At 65.9% G+C, this 18,914-nt stretch carries 16 protein-coding genes; 12 read left to right on the top strand and 4 right to left on the bottom strand.

The window, feature by feature from the left end:
* Positions 1–166: 166 nt before the first annotated feature.
* Complete coding sequence (locus ACP156_RS15025) at positions 167–874, bottom strand: DNA-binding response regulator (RefSeq protein WP_425052168.1); 708 nt, start codon at positions 872–874, stop codon at positions 167–169.
* 424 nt (positions 875–1,298) lie between these two features.
* On the opposite strand from ACP156_RS15025, the gene ACP156_RS15020 reads away from it, so the two are divergent.
* The 11 genes from ACP156_RS15020 to ACP156_RS14970 all read left to right on the top strand — a co-directional run bounded on the left by ACP156_RS15020 (position 1,299) and on the right by ACP156_RS14970 (position 14,284).
* Positions 1,299–3,359 (top strand): hypothetical protein, encoded by a 2,061-nt coding sequence (locus tag ACP156_RS15020; protein ID WP_425052167.1) that lies wholly within the window; start codon positions 1,299–1,301, stop codon positions 3,357–3,359.
* A gap of 62 nt (positions 3,360–3,421) precedes the next feature.
* Positions 3,422–4,054 (top strand): alpha/beta fold hydrolase, encoded by a 633-nt coding sequence (locus ACP156_RS15015; RefSeq protein WP_425052166.1) that lies wholly within the window; start codon positions 3,422–3,424, stop codon positions 4,052–4,054.
* A 396-nt stretch (positions 4,055–4,450) separates the two neighbouring features.
* A complete protein-coding gene (locus ACP156_RS15010) occupies positions 4,451–5,392 on the top strand; it encodes a sugar-binding transcriptional regulator (RefSeq protein WP_425052165.1) in 942 nt (313 codons plus the stop codon).
* A gap of 163 nt (positions 5,393–5,555) precedes the next feature.
* A complete protein-coding gene (locus tag ACP156_RS15005; RefSeq protein ID WP_425052164.1) occupies positions 5,556–6,872 on the top strand; it encodes an ABC transporter substrate-binding protein in 1,317 nt (438 codons plus the stop codon).
* A 186-nt stretch (positions 6,873–7,058) separates the two neighbouring features.
* Entirely contained in the window at positions 7,059–7,925 is an 867-nt protein-coding gene (locus ACP156_RS15000; RefSeq protein WP_425052163.1) for a carbohydrate ABC transporter permease, read from the top strand.
* A 15-nt stretch (positions 7,926–7,940) separates the two neighbouring features.
* Complete coding sequence (locus ACP156_RS14995; RefSeq protein ID WP_425052162.1) at positions 7,941–8,771, top strand: carbohydrate ABC transporter permease; 831 nt, start codon at positions 7,941–7,943, stop codon at positions 8,769–8,771.
* A gap of 15 nt (positions 8,772–8,786) precedes the next feature.
* Positions 8,787–9,791: an ABC transporter ATP-binding protein gene (locus ACP156_RS14990; RefSeq protein ID WP_425052161.1), complete on the top strand. Its 1,005-nt coding sequence runs from the start codon at positions 8,787–8,789 to the stop codon at positions 9,789–9,791.
* Entirely contained in the window at positions 9,788–10,561 is a 774-nt protein-coding gene (locus ACP156_RS14985) for an L-iditol 2-dehydrogenase (RefSeq protein ID WP_425052160.1), read from the top strand. Before ACP156_RS14990 ends, ACP156_RS14985 begins: the two co-directional genes overlap by 4 nt.
* Before the next feature lie 9 nt (positions 10,562–10,570).
* Positions 10,571–12,043, top strand: a complete 1,473-nt coding sequence (locus tag ACP156_RS14980; RefSeq protein ID WP_425052159.1) for a mannitol dehydrogenase family protein — start codon at positions 10,571–10,573, stop codon at positions 12,041–12,043.
* A 3-nt stretch (positions 12,044–12,046) separates the two neighbouring features.
* Positions 12,047–12,724 carry an HAD family hydrolase gene (locus ACP156_RS14975; protein WP_425052158.1) on the top strand — a complete coding sequence of 226 codons (678 nt, stop codon included), beginning with the start codon at positions 12,047–12,049 and terminating at the stop codon, positions 12,722–12,724.
* 15 nt (positions 12,725–12,739) lie between these two features.
* Positions 12,740–14,284, top strand: a complete 1,545-nt coding sequence (locus tag ACP156_RS14970; RefSeq protein WP_425052157.1) for an FGGY family pentulose kinase — start codon at positions 12,740–12,742, stop codon at positions 14,282–14,284.
* Positions 14,285–14,330: 46 nt separating this feature from the next.
* Here the strand turns inward: ACP156_RS14970 and ACP156_RS14965 are convergent, their stop codons facing one another.
* The 3 genes from ACP156_RS14965 to ACP156_RS14955 are packed head-to-tail and all read right to left on the bottom strand — an operon-like array spanning position 14,331 to position 18,113.
* Positions 14,331–16,580 carry a xanthine dehydrogenase family protein molybdopterin-binding subunit gene (locus tag ACP156_RS14965; protein WP_425052156.1) on the bottom strand — a complete coding sequence of 750 codons (2,250 nt, stop codon included), beginning with the start codon at positions 16,578–16,580 and terminating at the stop codon, positions 14,331–14,333.
* Positions 16,573–17,625, bottom strand: a complete 1,053-nt coding sequence (locus ACP156_RS14960) for an FAD binding domain-containing protein (RefSeq protein ID WP_425052155.1) — start codon at positions 17,623–17,625, stop codon at positions 16,573–16,575. The genes ACP156_RS14965 and ACP156_RS14960 overlap by 8 nt, the downstream gene beginning before the upstream one ends.
* Positions 17,622–18,113: a (2Fe-2S)-binding protein gene (locus ACP156_RS14955; RefSeq protein WP_425052154.1), complete on the bottom strand. Its 492-nt coding sequence runs from the start codon at positions 18,111–18,113 to the stop codon at positions 17,622–17,624. Before ACP156_RS14955 ends, ACP156_RS14960 begins: the two co-directional genes overlap by 4 nt.
* Before the next feature lie 183 nt (positions 18,114–18,296).
* Between ACP156_RS14955 and ACP156_RS14950 the strand changes: the two genes are divergently transcribed.
* Positions 18,297–18,893: a TetR/AcrR family transcriptional regulator gene (locus ACP156_RS14950; protein WP_425052153.1), complete on the top strand. Its 597-nt coding sequence runs from the start codon at positions 18,297–18,299 to the stop codon at positions 18,891–18,893.
* The last annotated feature ends 21 nt before the right edge of the window (positions 18,894–18,914 follow it).

Here is an 18,914-nt window from a genome sequence, read left to right as displayed (position 1 = left end):
ACCCACCAGTCAGGAAAAAACCCTACAGCGTAGGGGAATTTTTTACGTGATATAGCAATATGTTGCTCTATGCCGCCCTGCAGCGACAATAGGGCAGCAATAAGCCGCCCGACTGCGCTGCAATCGGACGGCTATTCAATTTAAGGTTGTATTTTGTGATATGAGCCTAAGAGATCCAGCCGTTGTCGATCACGTACTCGACCAGCTGCGCGCGACTTCCAAGACCCAGTTTTTGCACCGCGCGCGCCTTGTAGGTGTCGACGGTCTTGGTGCTGATCTTCAGCTCGTAGGCGATCTGCTTCGCGCCGTGGCCGCGGGCGATCATCACCAGCACTTCCTTTTCGCGCTCGCTCAGGATTTCGTCCTTGCCCTCTTCACCGTTCAGCAGCGGACGCAACTGCGCACCGAACTCCTGATCGAAGAACATTCCCCCATCCAGCACCGCCGCAATCGCCAGTTCCAGCCTGCTGAGATTGGAGGATTTCGACAAACACCCAAGAAAGCCAGCCTCCAGCGTCGCACGAGCGCTTTTGGGTGAGACCTCGAAACTGTAGGCGATGATCCGTGTCGTCGGGCAAGCCGCCTTCACCGCGCGGGTGAAGTCCGAAAGATCGTGGGTGTGGTTGAGATCAAGGTGAACGGGATCGACCACCAACAGGTCGGGTTCAAGCGACCTGACCGATTTCAGAAGATCCGCGTCGACCGAATGGCCGTGACAGCGGAATGTGCCGGGATGCGACAGCTGCTGTGCCAGCATCTCGCAGAAGGCCCGGTTTCTGTCGAAGAAGATGATGTTTCTGACGCCGCTCTGAGCGGGTCCATGTCCGTCGCTCGCAGCAGCGCTGGTCGGTGCGATCTGACGCTCGATTGCCATGTCTGGTCCTTCCGGAAACCACCTGTTAACCCTCCCTAAGGTTGTATACTCGCGTACCAACTACGACGGGTCCGGATCCGTTCGCGCCCGACCAAAGCGCTGTGTCCCCTTCCCCTGACGACACGCGCGCGCCGTCCGCTTCACGATAACCTTTCCTGACGTAGATGCAGGCAGCCCCAGCTCGGCATCTGATTGATATAGATAGATCGTCAGTCACACCTGGCCATGCGCCAAGGGCAAATTCCGATCTGTTCCCGAAAGCTGCACGAAGGCCGTCGCTTTGACCACCAAGCGATTGGAAATTAATCGCGCCTAGGCATTTCTTTGCCCACCGCCACACTTTTATGCCGATTGATTCACAATTTCTGCACTGCCGCGTAACACAACTTTAGGGTGATTCCCTCCCCTCACAACGGACAGTGTTATGACAGCAACCACCATCACGGTCGGACCCGGCACGTCCGCGTCCGAACTGCAGACCATCATCGACAACGCGCCCGCAGGAGCCACGATCAAACTTGGCGCGGGAACCTTCACCTTCACCGAGACGGTGACGGTCGCGCGCAACGACATCTCGCTGATCGGAGCGGGCAGCGGAGAAACGATCATCATCGCCGACGAAAAGCTTGGCGATGATCCCGCGATCCAGGTCGGACACGATCTTCATTCGCCCGAGACGGTCGACACCTACAGCCTCGCTGCGTCCGCCGCGGCTGGCGACACGGCGATCGACCTTGCAGAGGGGCACGACGTACAGGCCGGCGACTTCCTGTACCTGACGCAGGACAACACCGACGAACTGTTCGATGCCATCGGCGACGAGGAGTGGCGCAAGGACAAGGATCTGACGACGATCCTTGTCGAGGTCGCCTCGGTCGACGGCAACACGGTGACCCTGACCAGCGCGCTGAACTTCGACTTCGACCCTGCGCTGACCGAGGTGCAGGAGCGCGTGATTGTTGAGGACGTCACAATCGGCGGCTTCACGGTTCAGGGCGGCTGGGGCGAACCCGACGCCTCGGACTTCTCGAACACCATCGGGAACGCCAAGGGCGCGTCGATGATCATTGTCGCCGGCACCAGCGGTACCGTCGTGACCGACATCGCAATCGAGGACGCAGCCTCGCACGGGCTGACGCTGGCCGATTCCCGCGAAGTCACAGTGACCGGCCTGACGGTCGACGGCAGCCACAACAAGGGGACCGGCGGCAATGGCTATGGCGTCTGGATCCGCGACGTCTATGACAGCACGCTGAGCGGGCTCGAGATCACGGACACCCGCCACGCCGTGCTGTTCGCCAGCTATTCCAGCGCGACCGGCAACACCATCGAGGTCGACTACACCAACCGCGACATCAACTTCCATGGCGGGCTGGATCAGGACAACACCGTGACCGTCCACACCTCGCTCCGGACCGGAGACGAGGTCGGTTACATGGGCTCGACCCTGTTCTTCAACGAAGGTGAAAGCTATGGCGCGCCGACGGATCCGGACGCCAACACGGTCACCTTCGACTACGTCACCGGAACCGTGCGCGCGGACCTTGTCTATGCATCCGACGAAGGCGCGGTGATCGCCACCCGCAAGTCGGCGGACGTCGTCTATACCGGGGCGGGCGACGACAAGGTTTCGCTTGGGTCCGGTCATGACGTTCTGTACGCCTCCGGGGGGGATGACACGGTCTACGGCGGCAAGGGCGACGACACGGTCTATTTCGCGGGCAGCCTGGACGACTACCAGACGTACCGGTCCGGGTCGGTTCTCGTGGTCAGCGGCGCCTATGGCGAGACACGCTTGGTCGACGTGGACTACGTGGTGTTCGACGGCACGGAACTGGATGCCGATAGCGTGGGCACAACGGCCATGGCCATCGCGCCGGTGTTTCAGACCGAAGGCGGCGACGATTTCGCCGACCTGACCGGCAATCCGGGATGGGAACGGGAATACAGCGACGTCTCTGCCCTGATGGGCACGAACCTGAACGCCCTCACACTGACCGGCACCGGCGAGATCGACGCGGTCGGCAACGACATGCGCAATCACATGATGGGCAATGCGGCCGACAACCGGCTGGAGGGTGCGGGCGGCAATGACCGGATGCTTGGCATGCACGGCGACGACATCGTGCTGGGCGAGGCTGGAGACGACTTCCTGCACGGCGGCTATGGGGACGACACGTTGGTCGGTGGCGAGGGCAGCGACCTACTGACCGGCCATGCGGGGGCGGATACCTTCGTCGGGACCGAGGGCGAGAACGTCGTGCTGGACTTCGACCTTTCCGAGGGCGACCGGCTGGTGTTCAACTGTGACCCCGAGGATCGCTTCGCCGAAGCGTTCGAGACCTTCCGCGAAGGCGGTACGCCCGGCGATGGCTTTACGTTTACCGAGACCACCTATGACAGCGCCGACAGCCTGCTGATCACCTCGGCCCTTGGCGAACAGCTGCTGCTGGCCGGCGTCACGGCCGAAGAGCTGTACTACTGACCCCTTGCGCCGGCGGCCCTGCCGGCGCAGCCTCCGCCGGACACGACCGGCAAGAGGCCCAGATGACCGACTTCCTCCGGAACGGCCCCGAAGACGCGCCGCTGACCGTCCTGCTGGCGCATGGCGCGGGCGCCGCGATGGATGCGCCCGCGATGACCGCCGCTGCCGAGGCGCTGGCGGCGCAGGGCCTTGCTGTGGCCCGGTTCGAGTTCGCCTACATGGCCGCCCGGCGGACCGGCGGCAGCCGCAAACCCCCACCCCGCGCCGACAAGCTGCTGGACGAATACCGCGCCGCCGTCGACGCCCTGCCGCCCGGCCCCCTGATCATCGGCGGCAAGTCGATGGGTGGCCGTGTCGCGACGATGCTGGCCGACGAGCTGCATGCAGCCGGGCGCATTCTCGGCGTCCTGTGTCTTGGCTATCCGTTCCATCCGCCCGGCAAGCCCGAGACCCTGCGCACCGCGCATATGGAAACGCTGTCCTGCCCCGCCCTGATCGCGCAGGGCACCCGCGACCCCTTCGGCACCAGGGACGAAGTGCCCGGCTACCCGCTTTCGCCCACGATCGAGATCCTGTGGCTGGATGACGGGGACCACGACCTGAAGCCCCGCAAGCGCGTGACCGGGCTGACCGCCGCGGACCACATGGCCACCATGGCATCGCGCGCGGCGGGCTGGGCCAAGGGGCTGATGTAGCGGCTCAACCTGAAAAAGATGGCCGGGGACGGCTTCCAGCGTCCCCGGCCGTCGACCCTCTTTCCTGCCAGGGCTAGCGGGCCAACATCTCTTTCACGTTCGACCCGGCGCCTCGGAGCACATCCCGGAACGCCAACATCGTTACGTTATAACATACCTCACCTTCTGACATGCTCCCTGCCCTCCCGCAACCCCTCTTGCGCGCCTCCGCGTCCTTCGCCCCAAAGGTCTCCGCCCTTGCCGGGAAGGGCATCGAAAGGCTTCTTCGGTCTTCAAATATCCCCGCCGGAGGCACGCCCCGAAGGGGCGTTCGCTGCCCCCTTGCCAAACCGCGCGCACCTTCGCACGATGTGCCGACGCTCTGACGGAATTTGAAGGACAAGGGGCCGCCGCCCGATGGCATCGACCGAGCGACGACTGGACGACGCGGCCCGCGCCGCCTGGCTGGCCTATGTCGGCGGGCTGAAGCAGGACGAGATCGCGCAGATCATGGGTATCTCGCGGCAGTCCGCCCAACGGCTCGTGTCGCAGGCGCTTTCGGCGGGGCTGGTGAAGGTCCGTATCGACCATCCCATCGCGCGCTGTCTCGAACTGGCCCGCGTCCTGCGCGACGCTTACGGGCTGGAGACCTGCGAAGTCGTGCCGTCGCTTCATTCGGTCGAGGACTCGGGTGTCGCCGTCAGCCATGCTACCGGCGATCACCTCGAGCGCTGGCTGTCGCGCGATGAACCAACGATCATCGGTCTCGGCACCGGGCGGACGCTGCGCGCGGCGGTGGAGCATCTGCCGCATCTCGACTGCCCGCAACACCGGATCGTCTCGCTGACGGGCAACGTGACGCAGGACGGCTCGACGGCCTATTACAACGTGCTGTTCACCATCGCCGACAAGGTGTCCGCGCCGACATTCCCGATTCCGCTGCCAGTGATCGCGGCCTCGCGCGAAGAACGCGACGCGCTTCTGAGCCAGAAGATGATCCGCGCGCCCCGCGACCTGTCGGCGCGCACCGACGTACGGTTCGTGGGCGTCGGGCCGATCACCGAGACCGCGCCGCTGGTCATCGACGGGTTCATCACCCGCGAAGAACAGAAGCGGCTGCGCGACAAGGGCGCGGCGGGCGAGATCGTGGGCTACGTCTATGACGCGAACGGGCGGCTTCTGGACGACGAAATCAACGACCGGGTCAGCAGCGCCGACCTTGGCCCCGACCCCGGTTTCCCGACCATCGCCGCCGCGAACGGCCCCGAGAAAGTGGGCGCGATTCGAGCCGCGCTGACGGGGAAACTGGTGAACGGCCTTATCACGGACGAGGACACTGCGGTTGCGCTAACAGCCTGACCACCTGCCGGCCACGCTCGAAAAATAAAAGCATTAACAAAAACTTAATCGCAGATTTGTTGCCGCGCGCCGCGCTGCGGCGACGAATTGCTGTTGACAGGTTGCACCATAAAATGAATTTTTGCCCGTGAGCTTGGCAATTGCTCAGTTTGGGAGGACATCCATGACCAAGACCATTCGCGCCCTGATGGGCGCTACTGCCCTGACCGCCATCGGCTTTGCTGCCACCGCGCAGGAAACCACGATCACCATCGCCACCGTGAACAACGGCGACATGATCCGGATGCAGGGCCTCACCGAAGAATTCACCGCAGAACATCCCGATATCGCGGTCGAATGGGTGACGCTGGAAGAGAACGTGCTGCGTCAGCGCGTGACCACCGACATCTCGACCAACGGTGGCCAGTTCGACGTGATGACCATCGGCACCTACGAGGTTCCGATCTGGGGCGCGCAGGACTGGCTCGTCAGCCTTGACGATCTGCCGGAAGACTGGGACGCCGACGACCTGCTGCCCGCGATCCGCGGCGGTCTGACCGTTGACGGCACCCTGTATGCCGCGCCGTTCTACGGCGAAAGCTCGATGGTGATGTACCGCAAGGACCTGATGGAAGCCGCCGGCCTCGAAATGCCGGAAGCCCCCACCTGGGACTTCATCAAGGAAGCCGCGGCGGCGATGACCGACGAGGACAACGAAGTCTACGGCATCTGCCTGCGCGGCAAGGCCGGCTGGGGCGAGAACATGGCCTTCCTGACCGCCATGTCCAACAGCTTCGGCGCACGCTGGTTCGACGAGGACTGGGCGCCGCAATTCGACAGCGAAGCCTGGGCCAACACTCTTAGCTTCTACCTCGACCTGATGACCAACTACGGTCCTCCGGGCGCCGCCAACAACGGCTTCAACGAGAACCTGGCGCTGTTCCAGCAGGGCAAGTGCGGCATGTGGATCGACGCCACCGTGGCGGCCTCCTTCGTGACCAACCCCAACGACTCGACCGTCGCCGATCAGGTCGGCTTCGCGCTGGCGCCCGACAACGGCCTCGGCAAGCGCGGCAACTGGCTGTGGGCATGGTCGCTGGCCATCCCGGCAGGCACCGACGCTCCGGAAGCCGCGAAAGAGTTCGTCGCATGGGCTACGTCGAAGGCCTACACCGAGTTGGTCGCCGAGAAAGAAGGCTGGGCGAACGTCCCGCCGGGCACCCGCACCTCGCTGTACGAGAACCCGGCTTACCAGGAGGCCGCTCCGTTCGCCGAGATGACGCTGCAGTCGATCAACGCCGCGGACCCGACCAACCCGACGGTCGACCCGGTTCCCTACACCGGTGTGCAGTTCGTCGCGATCCCCGAGTTCGCCGGCCTCGGCACCCTCGTGGGTCAGGAGTTCTCGGCAGCGCTGGCCGGCCAGCAGTCGGCTGAAGAGGCGCTCGAAGCGGCTCAGGCGCTTGCCACCGACGAGATGGAAGCCGCAGGCTACCGCTAAACTTCTCCCGAAGGACCAGAGGGGGCGGCACGTTCGCCCCCTCACCCGCCCCGGCCACGTTTTGCCGTCGCCCTGCCCGCGCGTTTCCGCAGCGGGGCGATCGCCAAGCGCCGACCGGCCACGACAACGCAGTCGTCAGACAGACCGGTACGCCGTACGCGCCAGAAACGGGGGGAGGACCGCCAGATGGCAACCCAGCATTCCAAATCCGCGGCCCGCATGATGATGGCCCCGGCGGTGATCGTCCTTCTTGGATGGATGCTTGTGCCGCTGGTCCTGACCCTGTGGTTCTCGTTCACCGACTACCGCCCGTTGCGCGGCATCTTCGAATGCTGCGTCGGCTTCCAGAACTACGAACGGTTCGTCACCTCGTCCGCCTTCATGGACAGCGTGATCACCACGCTTGTCATGGTGGGCGGCATCCTTCTGATCACGGTGATCGGCGGCATCCTTCTGGCCCTGCTGCTTGACCAGCCGATCTGGGGTCAGGGCATCGTGCGCATCCTGGTGATCGCGCCGTTCTTCGTCATGCCCACCGTGTCGGCGCTGGTCTGGAAGAACATGTTCATGAACCCGGTGAACGGCCTTTTCGCCTATGGGTTCGAGTTCCTTGGACTAGAGCCGTTCGACTTCCTGACGGCGGCGCCACTGTTTTCGATCATCCTGATCGTGTCGTGGCAATGGCTGCCCTTCGCGACGCTGATCCTGCTGACCGCGATCCAGTCGCTGGACAGCGAACAGCTTGAAGCCGCCGAGATGGACGGCGCGCCGGTGCTGTCGCGTTTCTTCTACATCATCCTGCCGCACCTCGCCCGTGCGATCACCGTTGTGATCCTGATCCAGACGATCTTCCTGCTGTCGATCTTCGCAGAGATCTTCGTGACCACCTCGGGCGGCTTCGGCACCCGGACGCTGACCTACCTGGTCTACCAGCGCGTGCTGGAAAGCCAGAACATCGGCCTGGGCTCGGCCGGCGGCATCATCGCCGTCATCCTCGCCAACATCATCGCGATCTTCCTGATGCGGATCGTCGGCAAGAACCTGGACAAGTAAGGGGAGGAACCGGACATGGCCCGCGCTGTCACCAACCGCCGCAAGGCGATCACCACCGCCGCCGCCTGGATCGTCGGACTGCTGATCTTCTTCCCGATCCTCTGGACGATCCTGACCTCGTTCAAGACCGAGGCAGAGGCCATCGCCGACCCGCCCAGCTTCCTGTTCTTCAACTGGACGCTCGAGAACTACGCGGTCGTTCAGGAACGGTCGAACTACCTGCGGTTCCTGTGGAACTCGGTGGTCCTGTCGGTCGGCTCGACGATCGTCGGCATCATCATCGCCGTCCCCGCCGCGTGGTCCATGGCCTTCGTGCCGGGCCGCCGCACCAAGGACGTCCTGCTGTGGATGCTGTCGACCAAGATGCTGCCTGCCGTGGGCGTGCTGTTCCCGATCGTGCTGATCGCCCGGACGCTGGGCATCTTCGACAGCTACATCCTGCTGATCACCGTTCTGACGCTGATCAACCTGCCGATCATCGTGTGGATGCTTTACACCTACTTCCGCGAAATCCCGGGCGAGATCCTCGAAGCGGCCCGGATGGACGGCGCCAGCCTGCGTGAAGAGATCCTGTACGTGCTGACCCCGATGGCGGTGCCCGGCATCGCATCGACGGTGCTTCTGAACATCATCCTGGCGTGGAACGAGGCGTTCTGGACGCTGAACCTCACGACCGTGAAAGCGGCGCCTCTGACCGCGTTCATCGCCAGCTACTCCAGCCCCGAAGGGCTGTTCTACGCGAAACTCTCGGCGGCCTCGACCATGGCCATCGCGCCGATCCTGATCCTTGGCTGGTTCAGCCAGAAACAACTCGTCCGCGGCCTGACCTTCGGCGCGGTGAAATAAAGGGGGGACTGACCAATGGGCAGCATCACGCTGAAACAGGTGACGAAAAGCTTCGGCGAAGTGAACGTCATCCCGCCGTTGGACCTTGAAATCAACGACGGCGAGTTCGTGGTCTTCGTCGGCCCCTCGGGCTGCGGCAAGTCCACCCTGCTGCGCCTGATCGCGGGGCTGGAGGACGTGTCCTCGGGCCATATCGAGATCGACGGTAAGGACGCCACCTTTGTGCCCCCCGCCAAGCGCGGGCTGGCGATGGTGTTCCAGTCCTACGCGCTGTACCCGCATATGTCGGTGCGCAAGAACATCGCGTTCCCGATGAAGATGGCGGGCATGCCGCAGGCCGAGCAAGAAAAGCGCATCGCCAACGCGGCGAAGGTGCTGAACCTGTCGGATTACCTCGACCGCCGGCCCGGCCAGTTGTCGGGCGGCCAGCGCCAGCGCGTCGCCATCGGCCGCGCCATCGTCCGCGAGCCCGAGGCGTTCCTGTTCGACGAACCGCTGTCGAACCTCGACGCCGCGCTGCGGGTGAACATGCGGCTGGAAATCTCCGAGCTGCACAACACGCTTGAGACCACGATGATCTACGTCACCCACGACCAGGTCGAAGCAATGACCATGGCGGACAAGATCGTCGTGCTGCAGGCCGGCCTGATCGAGCAGGTGGGCAGCCCGCTGGAGCTGTACAACACGCCCCGGAACAAGTTCGTCGCGGGCTTCATCGGCTCGCCCAAGATGAACTTCGTCGAAGGGGCCGAGGCGGCGCAACATGACGCACACACCATCGGCGTGCGTCCCGAACACATCGCGCTTTCCACGACCGAGGGTCAGTGGAAGGGCACGGTCGGCGTCGCCGAGCATCTGGGCTCGGATACGTTCCTCCACGTCCACGCCCCCGGCGTCGCCGACCCCCTGACCGTGCGCGCGACCGGCGAGTTCAACGTGCGCCACGGCGACACCGTCTATTGCACGCCCGACCCCGCCAAGATCCACCGCTTCGACGCACAGGGACTGCGACTGGCATGAACCGTCTCGACGGCAGATGCGCGCTGATCACCGGCGCGGCGCGGGGCATCGGCCTTGCCTTCGCGAAGGCCTACGTCGCCGAAGGCGCGCGTGTGGCCATCGCGGATATCGACATTGACCGCGCGCGCGCCGCCGCAGCCGAACTGGGTGACGCCGCCATCGCCGTGAAGATGGACGTGACCGATCAGGCCAGCATCGACTCGGCGGTGGCCGAAACCGTGGCGATGCTCGGCCGGATCGACATCCTGATCAACAACGCCGCCCTGTTCACCGCCTCCCCTATCGTCGAGATCGAACGCGCCGACTTCGACCGCGTGTTCTCGATCAACGTGGGCGGCGTCCTGTTCACCATGAAGGCGGTGGCCCGCCACATGATCGAACGCGGCGGCGGCGGCAAGATCATCAACATGGCCAGCCAGGCGGGTCGTCGCGGCGAGCCGCTGGTCGCGGTCTACTGCGCGACCAAGGCCGCCGTGATCTCGCTGACCCAGTCGGCGGGGCTGAACCTGATCGAGCACGGCATCAACGTGAACGCCATCGCGCCCGGCGTCGTCGACGGCGAGCACTGGGACGGCGTCGATGCATTCTTCGCCAAGTACGAAAACAAGGCCCCCGGCCAGAAGAAAAAGGAAGTCGGCGAGGCCGTTCCCTTCGGTCGCATGGGTACGGCCGACGACCTGACCGGCATGGCGATCTTCCTGGCCTCGCCCGAGGCCGACTACATCGTCGCCCAGACCTACAACGTCGACGGCGGCCAGTGGATGAGCTGAGAGACTGATATGTCCGTGAAACTTTCCCTCGCAAATCTCGACGCATTGCCCGAAGGCGTGGGCCGCCCGGCCTATGCCCGCGCGGACCTGTCCGCCGGCATCCTTCATTTCGGCGTGGGCAACTTCCACCGCGCGCATCAGGCGATGTACCTCGACAAGCTGATGTCGATGGGCAAGGCGCAGGACTGGGCGCTGGTCGGCGCCGGCGTCTTCGAGGGCGAGAAGAAGGGCCGCGCCGTGCTTGAGGCGCAGGACTGGCTGACCACCCTTGTCGAGCAAGAGGCCAACCACAGCGAGGCCCGCGTGCTTGGTTCGATGATCGACTTCATCGAGCCCGCCGACGCCCCCGCGATCATCGCCCGCATGGCGCAGAGTGACATCCGCATCGTGTCGATGACGATCACCGAGGGCGGCTATTTCCTCGACAGTTCCGACCGGTTCGACCCGACGCATCCCGCGATGGTGGCCGACGCGAAGAACCCCGGCGCGCCCGTGACGGTGTTCGGCATGATCCTTCAGGGGCTGCGCGCCCGCCGTGACGCCGGGCTGCCGCCCTTTACCGTGATGTGCTGCGACAACATCCCCCACAACGGCACGGTGACGCGCAACACGCTGACCGGCCTTGCGCGGATGTCCGACCCGGAGTTCGCCGACTGGATCGTCGCGAACGTGTCCTTCCCGAATTCGATGGTCGACCGGATCACCCCGGCCACCACCGACCGCGAGCGCAAGATCCTTGCCGACGACTTCGGTGTCGAGGATGGCTGGCCGGTGTTCTGCGAGGGCTTCACCCAGTGGGTTCTGGAAGACGACTTCCCCCTTGGCCGCCCGCCGTTCGAGGAGGCCGGCGCGCAGTTCGTGCCCGAGGTGGCGCCCTTCGAGCTGATGAAGCTGCGCATCCTCAACGGCGGCCATGCGACCATCGCCTACCCCGCCGGGTTGATGGACATCCATTTCGTCCACGAGGCGATGGAGAACGACCTTGTCCGCGCCTTCCTGCGCAAGCTGGAAGAAACCGAGATCATGCCGAACGTGCCGCCGGTGCCCGACACCGATCTGGCCGACTATTTCGACCTGATCGAACGGCGCTTCTCGAATCCCAAGATCGGCGACACCGTTCGGCGGCTGTGCCTGGACGGGTCGAACCGGCAGCCGAAGTTCATCGTGCCGACGCTGCGCGATGCGCTGAAGGGCGGCGGCCCGGTCGACGGTCTGGCGCTGGAAAGCGCGCTGTGGTGCCGGTATTGCGCCGGAACCACCGACAGCGGCGCGGTGATCGAGCCGAACGATCCCAACTGGGACGCGCTGGTTCCGGTCGCGCTTGCCGCCCGGGAACGGCCGCAGGCATGGCTGGAGCAAAAGGCGATCTACGGCGACCTTGGAAACGACCCTCGTTTCGCCGGTCCGTTCGCCTGCTGGCTGGAAAGCCTGTGGGCCAAGGGGACCGCAGAGACGCTCCGCAACTACCTTGGCGACGGCTGAGGCATGGTCTGGACGCGGCCACCCGGCCTCGTGATCTTCGATTGCGATGGCGTGCTGGTCGACTCTGAACCGATCTCGCTGGCCGTCACGTTGGAGGTTCTGGCCGAGGAAGGCTGTCCGCTTGACCTGTCGACCGGATACGCCCGCTTCCTTGGCCGTTCGCTGGCCAGCGTGGCGCGATGGCTGCGCGAGGAACATGGCGTCGATCTTGATGACGCGATGAAAACCCGGCTGCGTGCACGCCTGTTCGAACGGTTCCGGTCCGATCTGCAACCCATCGCGGGCGTGGCGCAGACCGTCGCCGCGCTCCCCTGCCCGGCTTGCGTCGCCTCGTCCAGCCAACCGGACCGCATTCGCCTGTCACTGGACCTTACCGGCCTGCTTCCCCTGTTCGACCCGCATATCTTCAGCGCCACCATGGTCGAACACGGCAAGCCTGCGCCCGATCTGTTCCTTCACGCCGCACGACAGATGGGCGTCGCGCCAGCCGATTGCGTGGTGGTCGAGGACAGCCCCGCCGGCATTCGGGCCGCCAAGGCCGCGGGCATGCGCGTCGTAGCCTTCGTGGGCGGCGCGCATGCAGAACCGGCCGATTTGCGTCAGGCGGTTGCAAATCTCGCGCCGAACGCCATCATCTCGGCGATGGCGGATCTGCCTGCAGTCCTGCAGGGGAACGCCTAGAAGGATTGGGAGGAGATGGCGCGTCACTTCTGTGCCGTCGATGTCGGTACGCGCAGCGTACGCGCGGGGGTCTTCGCTGAAGACGGCCTGCAGCTTTCGCGCGAAGTGTCGGAGATCGTCTTCCATTCCGAGCGCGCGAGCCATGGCGAATATGCCTCGGACCAGATCTGGCAGGCCGTCTGCGGCGCTGTCCAGCGCGCGATTACCGCCGCCGGTATCCCACCGTCCGAGATTTCGGGGCTTGCCTTCGATGCGACCTGCTCGCTGGTGCTGACGGGCGGCGTGCCGCTTGGCCCCGACGGGCGCGACACGATCGCATGGTTCGACCACCGTGGTCTGACCGAGGCGCAGGACTGTACCGCGACCGAACACCCCCTGATCGACCGGCAGGGCGGCGCAATGTCGCCCGAGATGCAGACGCCCAAGCTGATGTGGGTCAAGCGGAACCGGCCCGACCTTTGGGCGTCGCTGACCCGCGCCGAGGATCTGACCGACCACCTGACTTCGCGCGCAATCGGCGCGCCTGTCCGGTCCGCCTGCACCTTGACCGCGAAGTGGGCTTATGTCCCGGACCTTGGCGGCTGGCAGCAGGACTTCCTCGACACGGTCGGCCTGTCCGATCTGTCCGAACGGGCCGGGCTTTCCGATCCGGTCGCGCCGCCGGGCAGCCGGGTTGGTGAACTGGGGGAAGACGCAGCCGCCGAACTTGGGCTTCGGCCCGGAACACCGGTTGGCGCCGGGCTGGTCGATGCCTTCTCGGGGGCGTTGGGCGGGCTGGCCTCGGCAGAAGATCCCGTGTCGACGCTGGCACTGATCACCGGCACGTCGAACTGCGTGATGGCGATGACGCCCACGCCCTGCGCGGCCCCCGGCCTGTGGGGACCGCTGCGCAATGCGATCTTGCCCGGCCACTCGGTGACCGAGGGAGGGCAATCCGCCGCCGGGGCGGTTCTGGACCATGTTCTTGCAAGCTGGCCGCGCAACAACGGTGCGGCAGCGCCCGGGCATGACGCGGTTCTGTCGCGGCTGGAGGCACTCGTCGGTCGCGACGGGCCCGCCTTCGGGCGCGGGCTGGACGTGCTGCCGGATTTCAACGGCAACCGATCGCCGCTGGCGGATCCGCTTGCGCTTGGCGTGATCTCCGGGCTGTCGCTGGACCGCAGCTTCGACGGGCTGTGCGCATTGTACTGGCGGACTGCGGTGGCGCTGGCCTGCGGTGTGCGGCAGATCGTCGATCAGTTCCGCGCGGCGGGTCACCCGGCAGAGGCGCTGACCATCGCCGGAGGGCTGACGCGGTCGGACCTGCTGACACGTTTGTTCGCGGACTGCTGCGGGCTGCCAGCCCTGCGCCCGGACGCGCCGGATACGGTAATGCTGGGAACAGCCATGGCCGCCGCCACCGCATCGGGGCTCTTCCCCGACCTGCCCGCCGCCGCTCAGGCGATGCGGCGCGGAGCCACCCGATTCGAACCGGAACGCGCCAAGGCATACGACCGTGATTACGATGCCTTCCGCCTCATGCAGCGACAGCGCGAGGAACTTCGGGGGCTTCAGGGCTAGGCCTCAAGCGTAGGGCCCGCGACGTCACCGCCGCGGGCCGCGTGTCTTACAGCAACGCCGAGATGTGGATCGGGAAGGACGTCACCCGCTTTCCCGTCGCATGCCACACAGCGTTGGCGATAGCCCCGACCGTGCCCGAGATGCCCATCTCGCCCACGCCCTTGACGCCCAGCGCGTTGACGAAGTGATCTTCCTCGTCGATCAGAAGCGTCTCGACAAAGGGTACGTCGGCATTCACCGGAACGTGGTAGCCGGCCAGATCGCCGTTCACCGGCCGCCCCGTGCGCGGGTCGTGGATGCCTTCCTCGTGCAGAGCAAAGCCGACGCCCCAGATCATCCCGCCGTTCAACTGGCTTGCGGCCAGCTTGGGGTTGATGATCCGGCCCGCGGCGAAAGCGCCGACAAGGCGGCTGACGCGGATCTGGTACAGGTCCGGGTCGATCAGCACCTCGGCGAAGACGGCACCATGCGAGAACATCGCCCGCGCCTCGGCATCCGCCGGGTTGCGGGCGCCGGTTCCGTTGCCCTCGATCTCGGACAGACCCGCCCGCGCGAGGATGTCGGCGTAGCTGTCCGACCGGCTTTCATCGTCCAGCCGCACCAGCCGCCCCTCCCGCGCCTCGACGCCGGCGTTATCGGCACCGAACACCGGCGAGTCCGGGTCTTTCATCGCGATTTCGGCCAGCTTCGCCACGGCGTCAGAACCCGCGGCGAACAGCGCGCTGCCCGCCGTGGCGGTGTGACCCGAGCCACCGGCGACACCGCCGTCCGGCTGGTCCGAGGTACCGGACAGGAACTCGACCTTGTCCGCCGGAAGCCCGACGCCGTCCGCCGCGATCTGGGCCAGCGCCGTCCATGCGCCCTGCCCCATGTCCGCACCTGCGGTTTCCACAACGGCGGTGCCGTCCGCCTTCAGCACAGCCCGCGCCTGAGCCTGAAACATCGGCGCCGGGAACATCGCGGTGCCCATGCCCCAGCCTTTCAGCCGTCCATGCTCGTCCTTCATCATCCCCGGCGTCAGCGGGCGGCCAGCCCAGCCGAACCGCTTTGCCCCTTCGGCGTAACACTCGCGCAGGTTCTTCGACGAGTATTCCTTGCCCGAGGCAGGATCGGTTTCGGCATAGTTCAGCAGGCGGAACTCCAGCGGGTCCATCCCCGCCTCTTCCGCCATCCGGTCCATCGCGACCTCCAGCGCTGCGGACCCCGTCGCCTCGCCCGGCGCGCGCATCGGGCCCGGCGTGCCGGTGTCCTGCCGCACAGCCCCATGGCTGCTTTTCAGCACCGGCGTGGCATAGGTGTTCTGCGAGGCGTTGGCCGCGCCTTCGATGAACTCGTCGAAGCTGCTGGTCGTCGCGACCGAGTGGTGTTTGATCATCGTCAGCCGGTTGTCGCCATCCGTGCCCAGCGTCACCGTCTGCCGCGTTGCGCCCCGGTGCTGGACCGGGCCGTACATCTGATCCCGGCGCAGCGTCAGCTTCACCGGACGGCCGGTCAGCTTCGCGGCGAGTATGCAAAGAAGTTGCGGACCGACGAGGATCGCTTTCGAGCCGAAGCCCCCACCAAGGAACGGGCTGCGCAGGGTGACGTTTTCCGGCGGGATGCCGAAGTAGGCCGCGAAGCCGCCGCGCGCCATGACAATCGCCTGGTTCGGGGTGTCGATGGTCAGCCGGTCACCGTCCCACTGGGCCACGATCGCATGCGGCTCCATCGCGTTGTGGTACTGCATCGGGGTGGCGATCTTGGTTTCAACCACCTTCGCGGACCTCGCTTCGGCGGCCTCGGCATCGCCCTTCTCGAAGGTCGGGTTGCCGCCGATGCCGACGGTCGGCGGGTCATAGGCCTCGCCGCCGTCGAAACCGATGCGAGCCGGTTCCTCGTCGTAGGTTGGTGCCAGAAGCCGCGCGCCTTCGGTCGCGGCTTCCAGCGTCTCGGCAATCACAACCGCGATGGGCTGCCCGGCATAGCGCACCGTATCGTTCTGCAACGCCTCGATCCGCCACGCAAAGAAGTGGTGTTTCTCGTCCGGGTCCAGCGCAAGCGGTGGCCGGTTCTCGGGCGTCATCACCTCGACCACGCCGGGGTGCGCCTTGGCGGCGCCGACGCCCAGCGAGGTGACACGGCCACGGGCAATCCCTGCCCCGGCATAGACCGCGTACAGCAGCCCGTCTGGACGGTTGTCGGCGGCGTAAGTGGCAGCGCCGGTCACCTTGGCGACACCGTCGCGGCGGCTCATCGGCTGGCCGGAGTTCGAGCCAAGCTTCACGTGGCCGGCTGTGGGGTTCAGCGTATCAGGCATGGGCGTCTGCTCCATTCGCGAAGACGGATGCGGGCAGCGCGGGCATCCGCGCGGGCGTGCCCTCGGCCGCCAGTGTCAGCGCGCGCACCGCGATCCGGCGCGCAAGTTCGATTTTGTGGGCGTTGTCGCCCGACGCCGTGGCGCGCGCGACGAGCTGGTCGGCGGCTTCCGCGAAGGCGTCCGCAACGGCGGCCTTTCCGGCTAGCGCCGCCTCTGCGGCGGCGACCCGCCACGGCCGCGCCGCGACGCCCCCCAGCGCGATCCGCGCCTCGGCGATGGTTTCATCCTCGATCCGCAGCATCGCGGCGGCAGAGACCAGCGCGAAGGCGTAAGAGGTCCGCTCGCGCAGTTTCACATAGCGGGCGTTGGCGGCGAAGGCGCTGCTGCCTTCCGGCAAAATCAGCGCGGTGATCAGTTCACCAGCCCCAAGCTGCGCCCCGCCGGGACCTTCGTCATCCGGCAGCGCCAGAAAGTCCTCCAGCGCGATCTCGCGGCTGCCGCCAGGCCCCGCGATCTCGACCAGCGCACCCAGCGCGACAAGCGGCACGCAGAAGTCCGAGGGATGCGTGGCGATGCACTTGTCGGTCCAGCCAAGCACCGCGTGGCTTTCGGTCACGCCGCCCAGCGCCGAACATCCCGAACCGGGTTCACGCCGGTTGCAGGCGCTTATCGGGTCCTGGAAGTAGCTGCACCGCGTCCGCTGCATCAGATTTCCGCCAACGGTCGCCGCGTTCCGCAGTTGCGCAGAGGCACCGGACAGCAAAGCCTCTGCAACCGCCGGACAAGCCGCGGCGAAGTCCGGATCGCGGGCGAGGTCGGAGTTCCGGACCAGAGCGCCGATCCGCCAGCCGCCATCGGGCAAGGTATCGATCCCGTCGAGCCCCGGCAGGCGGGTGATGTCGACCACCGTGCCCGGCTGCGCGACACCGATCTTCATCAGGTCCATCAGGTTGGTTCCACCGGCAAGGAACGCCGCACCCGGCTGCGCCCCGGCCGTCACGGCCTCGTCCACCGAGGCGGGCCGCACGTAGTCGAAGATGTTCATGCGGATTTCCTTTCCTCGGCGGCCATGCGTTCTTGCGCGTCCTGCACGGCGGCGGTGATCCCCGGATAGGCGGCGCAGCGGCAGATGTTGCCGCTCATGCCTTCGCGGATACGCTCGGGGTCGTCCGCCCCGCCTTCCGCGATCAGGCCCACCGCGCTCATGATCTGGCCCGGCGTGCAATAACCGCACTGGAAGCCGTCGCATTCGACGAAGGCCGCCTGCACCGGGTGCAACTCGTCGCCCTGCGCCAGCCCTTCGATGGTCGTGACCTCGGCGCCGTCGTGGCTGACCGCCAGCGCAAGGCACGAGTTGATGCGGCGTCCGTCCACCAGAACGGTGCAGGCACCGCACTGGCCGCGGTCGCAGCCCTTCTTGGTTCCGGTCAGGCCGATCCGCTCGCGAAGCACGTCCAGAAGCGTGGCGCGGGGGTCCTCCAGTGGCACGTCACGGCGTTCGCCGTTGACGGTAAGGCTGATGGAAAGGGTCATGATCCCTCCGAATGTTGGATGTCGTTGCGGCAGATGCCCGGGGGCCTTGGCGGGGGCTCTTTCGCCCCGGCCTGTATCGGTGCAGACTTGACGCGGGGCTTCGTGCCCGCTGAGATCAATATACGGAGGCACCCTCCGTTTATCAACCCCGTCGCTGTCGCGGCGGGCTTTCGGATGTACGAGATGGACGGCGAACCCAAGAAAACAAGCAGAAAGCCGCGGGCGGATTCGATCCGCAACCGCGAAAAACTGCTTGAAGCGGCCGCCGAAATCTTTTCCGCCGGCGGTCCGGACGCCAGTCTCGAGGCGGTGGCGAAGACGGCAGGCGTCGGCATCGGCACGCTCTACCGCCACTTTCCGACGCGCGAGTCGCTGTTTCAGGCAGTCTATGCGCGCGAGGTCGACGAACTTGTGACACTGGCCGAGACCTTCTGCGCCGAAAGCAACGATCCCGTCGCCGCGCTTCGCCGCTGGATGCATGCGAGCGTGCGGATGGTGGCCAGGAAACGCGGCATGCTGACGGCGCTGGCGCCCAGCACGGACGGATCGGCCGAGTTCTTCGCCGAGCGCTCGGCGCGGCTGCGCAAGGCGGTTGCCGACCTCATGCAGCGGGGCATCGACGCGGGTCGGTTGCGGGGCGACGTGCCGCCGGAAGAGGTGATGCGCGCGTTTCTCGCGATTTGCTACATGCAGCAGGGCGACGGCTGGCAGGCCACGGTGACGCGCCTGCTTGACGTGTTCGTGGACGGTCTTGCGGTGACAACCGCCGCGCCGGACTGAGGCAAACCGACAAGCTGACGA

It is taken from the genome of Psychromarinibacter sp. S121, from assembly GCF_049801035.1.
Classification (GTDB): domain Bacteria; phylum Pseudomonadota; class Alphaproteobacteria; order Rhodobacterales; family Rhodobacteraceae; genus Psychromarinibacter.
The sequence above is the reverse complement of the archived record's forward strand: the minus strand, read 5'-3'. Positions and strand labels throughout refer to the sequence as shown.

Excerpts from the sequence above, each read along its gene's own strand:
- ACP156_RS15025 (WP_425052168.1), bottom strand. The coding sequence starts at position 874 with ATGGCAATCGAGCGTCAGATCGCACCGACCAGCGCTGCTGCGAGCGAC.
- ACP156_RS15020 (WP_425052167.1), top strand. The coding sequence starts at position 1,299 with ATGACAGCAACCACCATCACGGTCGGACCCGGCACGTCCGCGTCCGAA.
- ACP156_RS15015 (WP_425052166.1), top strand. The coding sequence starts at position 3,422 with ATGACCGACTTCCTCCGGAACGGCCCCGAAGACGCGCCGCTGACCGTC.
- ACP156_RS15010 (WP_425052165.1), top strand. The coding sequence starts at position 4,451 with ATGGCATCGACCGAGCGACGACTGGACGACGCGGCCCGCGCCGCCTGG.
- ACP156_RS15005 (WP_425052164.1), top strand. The coding sequence starts at position 5,556 with ATGACCAAGACCATTCGCGCCCTGATGGGCGCTACTGCCCTGACCGCC.
- ACP156_RS15000 (WP_425052163.1), top strand. The coding sequence starts at position 7,059 with ATGGCAACCCAGCATTCCAAATCCGCGGCCCGCATGATGATGGCCCCG.
- ACP156_RS14995 (WP_425052162.1), top strand. The coding sequence starts at position 7,941 with ATGGCCCGCGCTGTCACCAACCGCCGCAAGGCGATCACCACCGCCGCC.
- ACP156_RS14990 (WP_425052161.1), top strand. The coding sequence starts at position 8,787 with ATGGGCAGCATCACGCTGAAACAGGTGACGAAAAGCTTCGGCGAAGTG.
- ACP156_RS14985 (WP_425052160.1), top strand. The coding sequence starts at position 9,788 with ATGAACCGTCTCGACGGCAGATGCGCGCTGATCACCGGCGCGGCGCGG.
- ACP156_RS14980 (WP_425052159.1), top strand. The coding sequence starts at position 10,571 with ATGTCCGTGAAACTTTCCCTCGCAAATCTCGACGCATTGCCCGAAGGC.
- ACP156_RS14975 (WP_425052158.1), top strand. The coding sequence starts at position 12,047 with ATGGTCTGGACGCGGCCACCCGGCCTCGTGATCTTCGATTGCGATGGC.
- ACP156_RS14970 (WP_425052157.1), top strand. The coding sequence starts at position 12,740 with ATGGCGCGTCACTTCTGTGCCGTCGATGTCGGTACGCGCAGCGTACGC.
- ACP156_RS14965 (WP_425052156.1), bottom strand. The coding sequence starts at position 16,580 with ATGCCTGATACGCTGAACCCCACAGCCGGCCACGTGAAGCTTGGCTCG.
- ACP156_RS14960 (WP_425052155.1), bottom strand. The coding sequence starts at position 17,625 with ATGAACATCTTCGACTACGTGCGGCCCGCCTCGGTGGACGAGGCCGTG.
- ACP156_RS14955 (WP_425052154.1), bottom strand. The coding sequence starts at position 18,113 with ATGACCCTTTCCATCAGCCTTACCGTCAACGGCGAACGCCGTGACGTG.
- ACP156_RS14950 (WP_425052153.1), top strand. The coding sequence starts at position 18,297 with ATGGACGGCGAACCCAAGAAAACAAGCAGAAAGCCGCGGGCGGATTCG.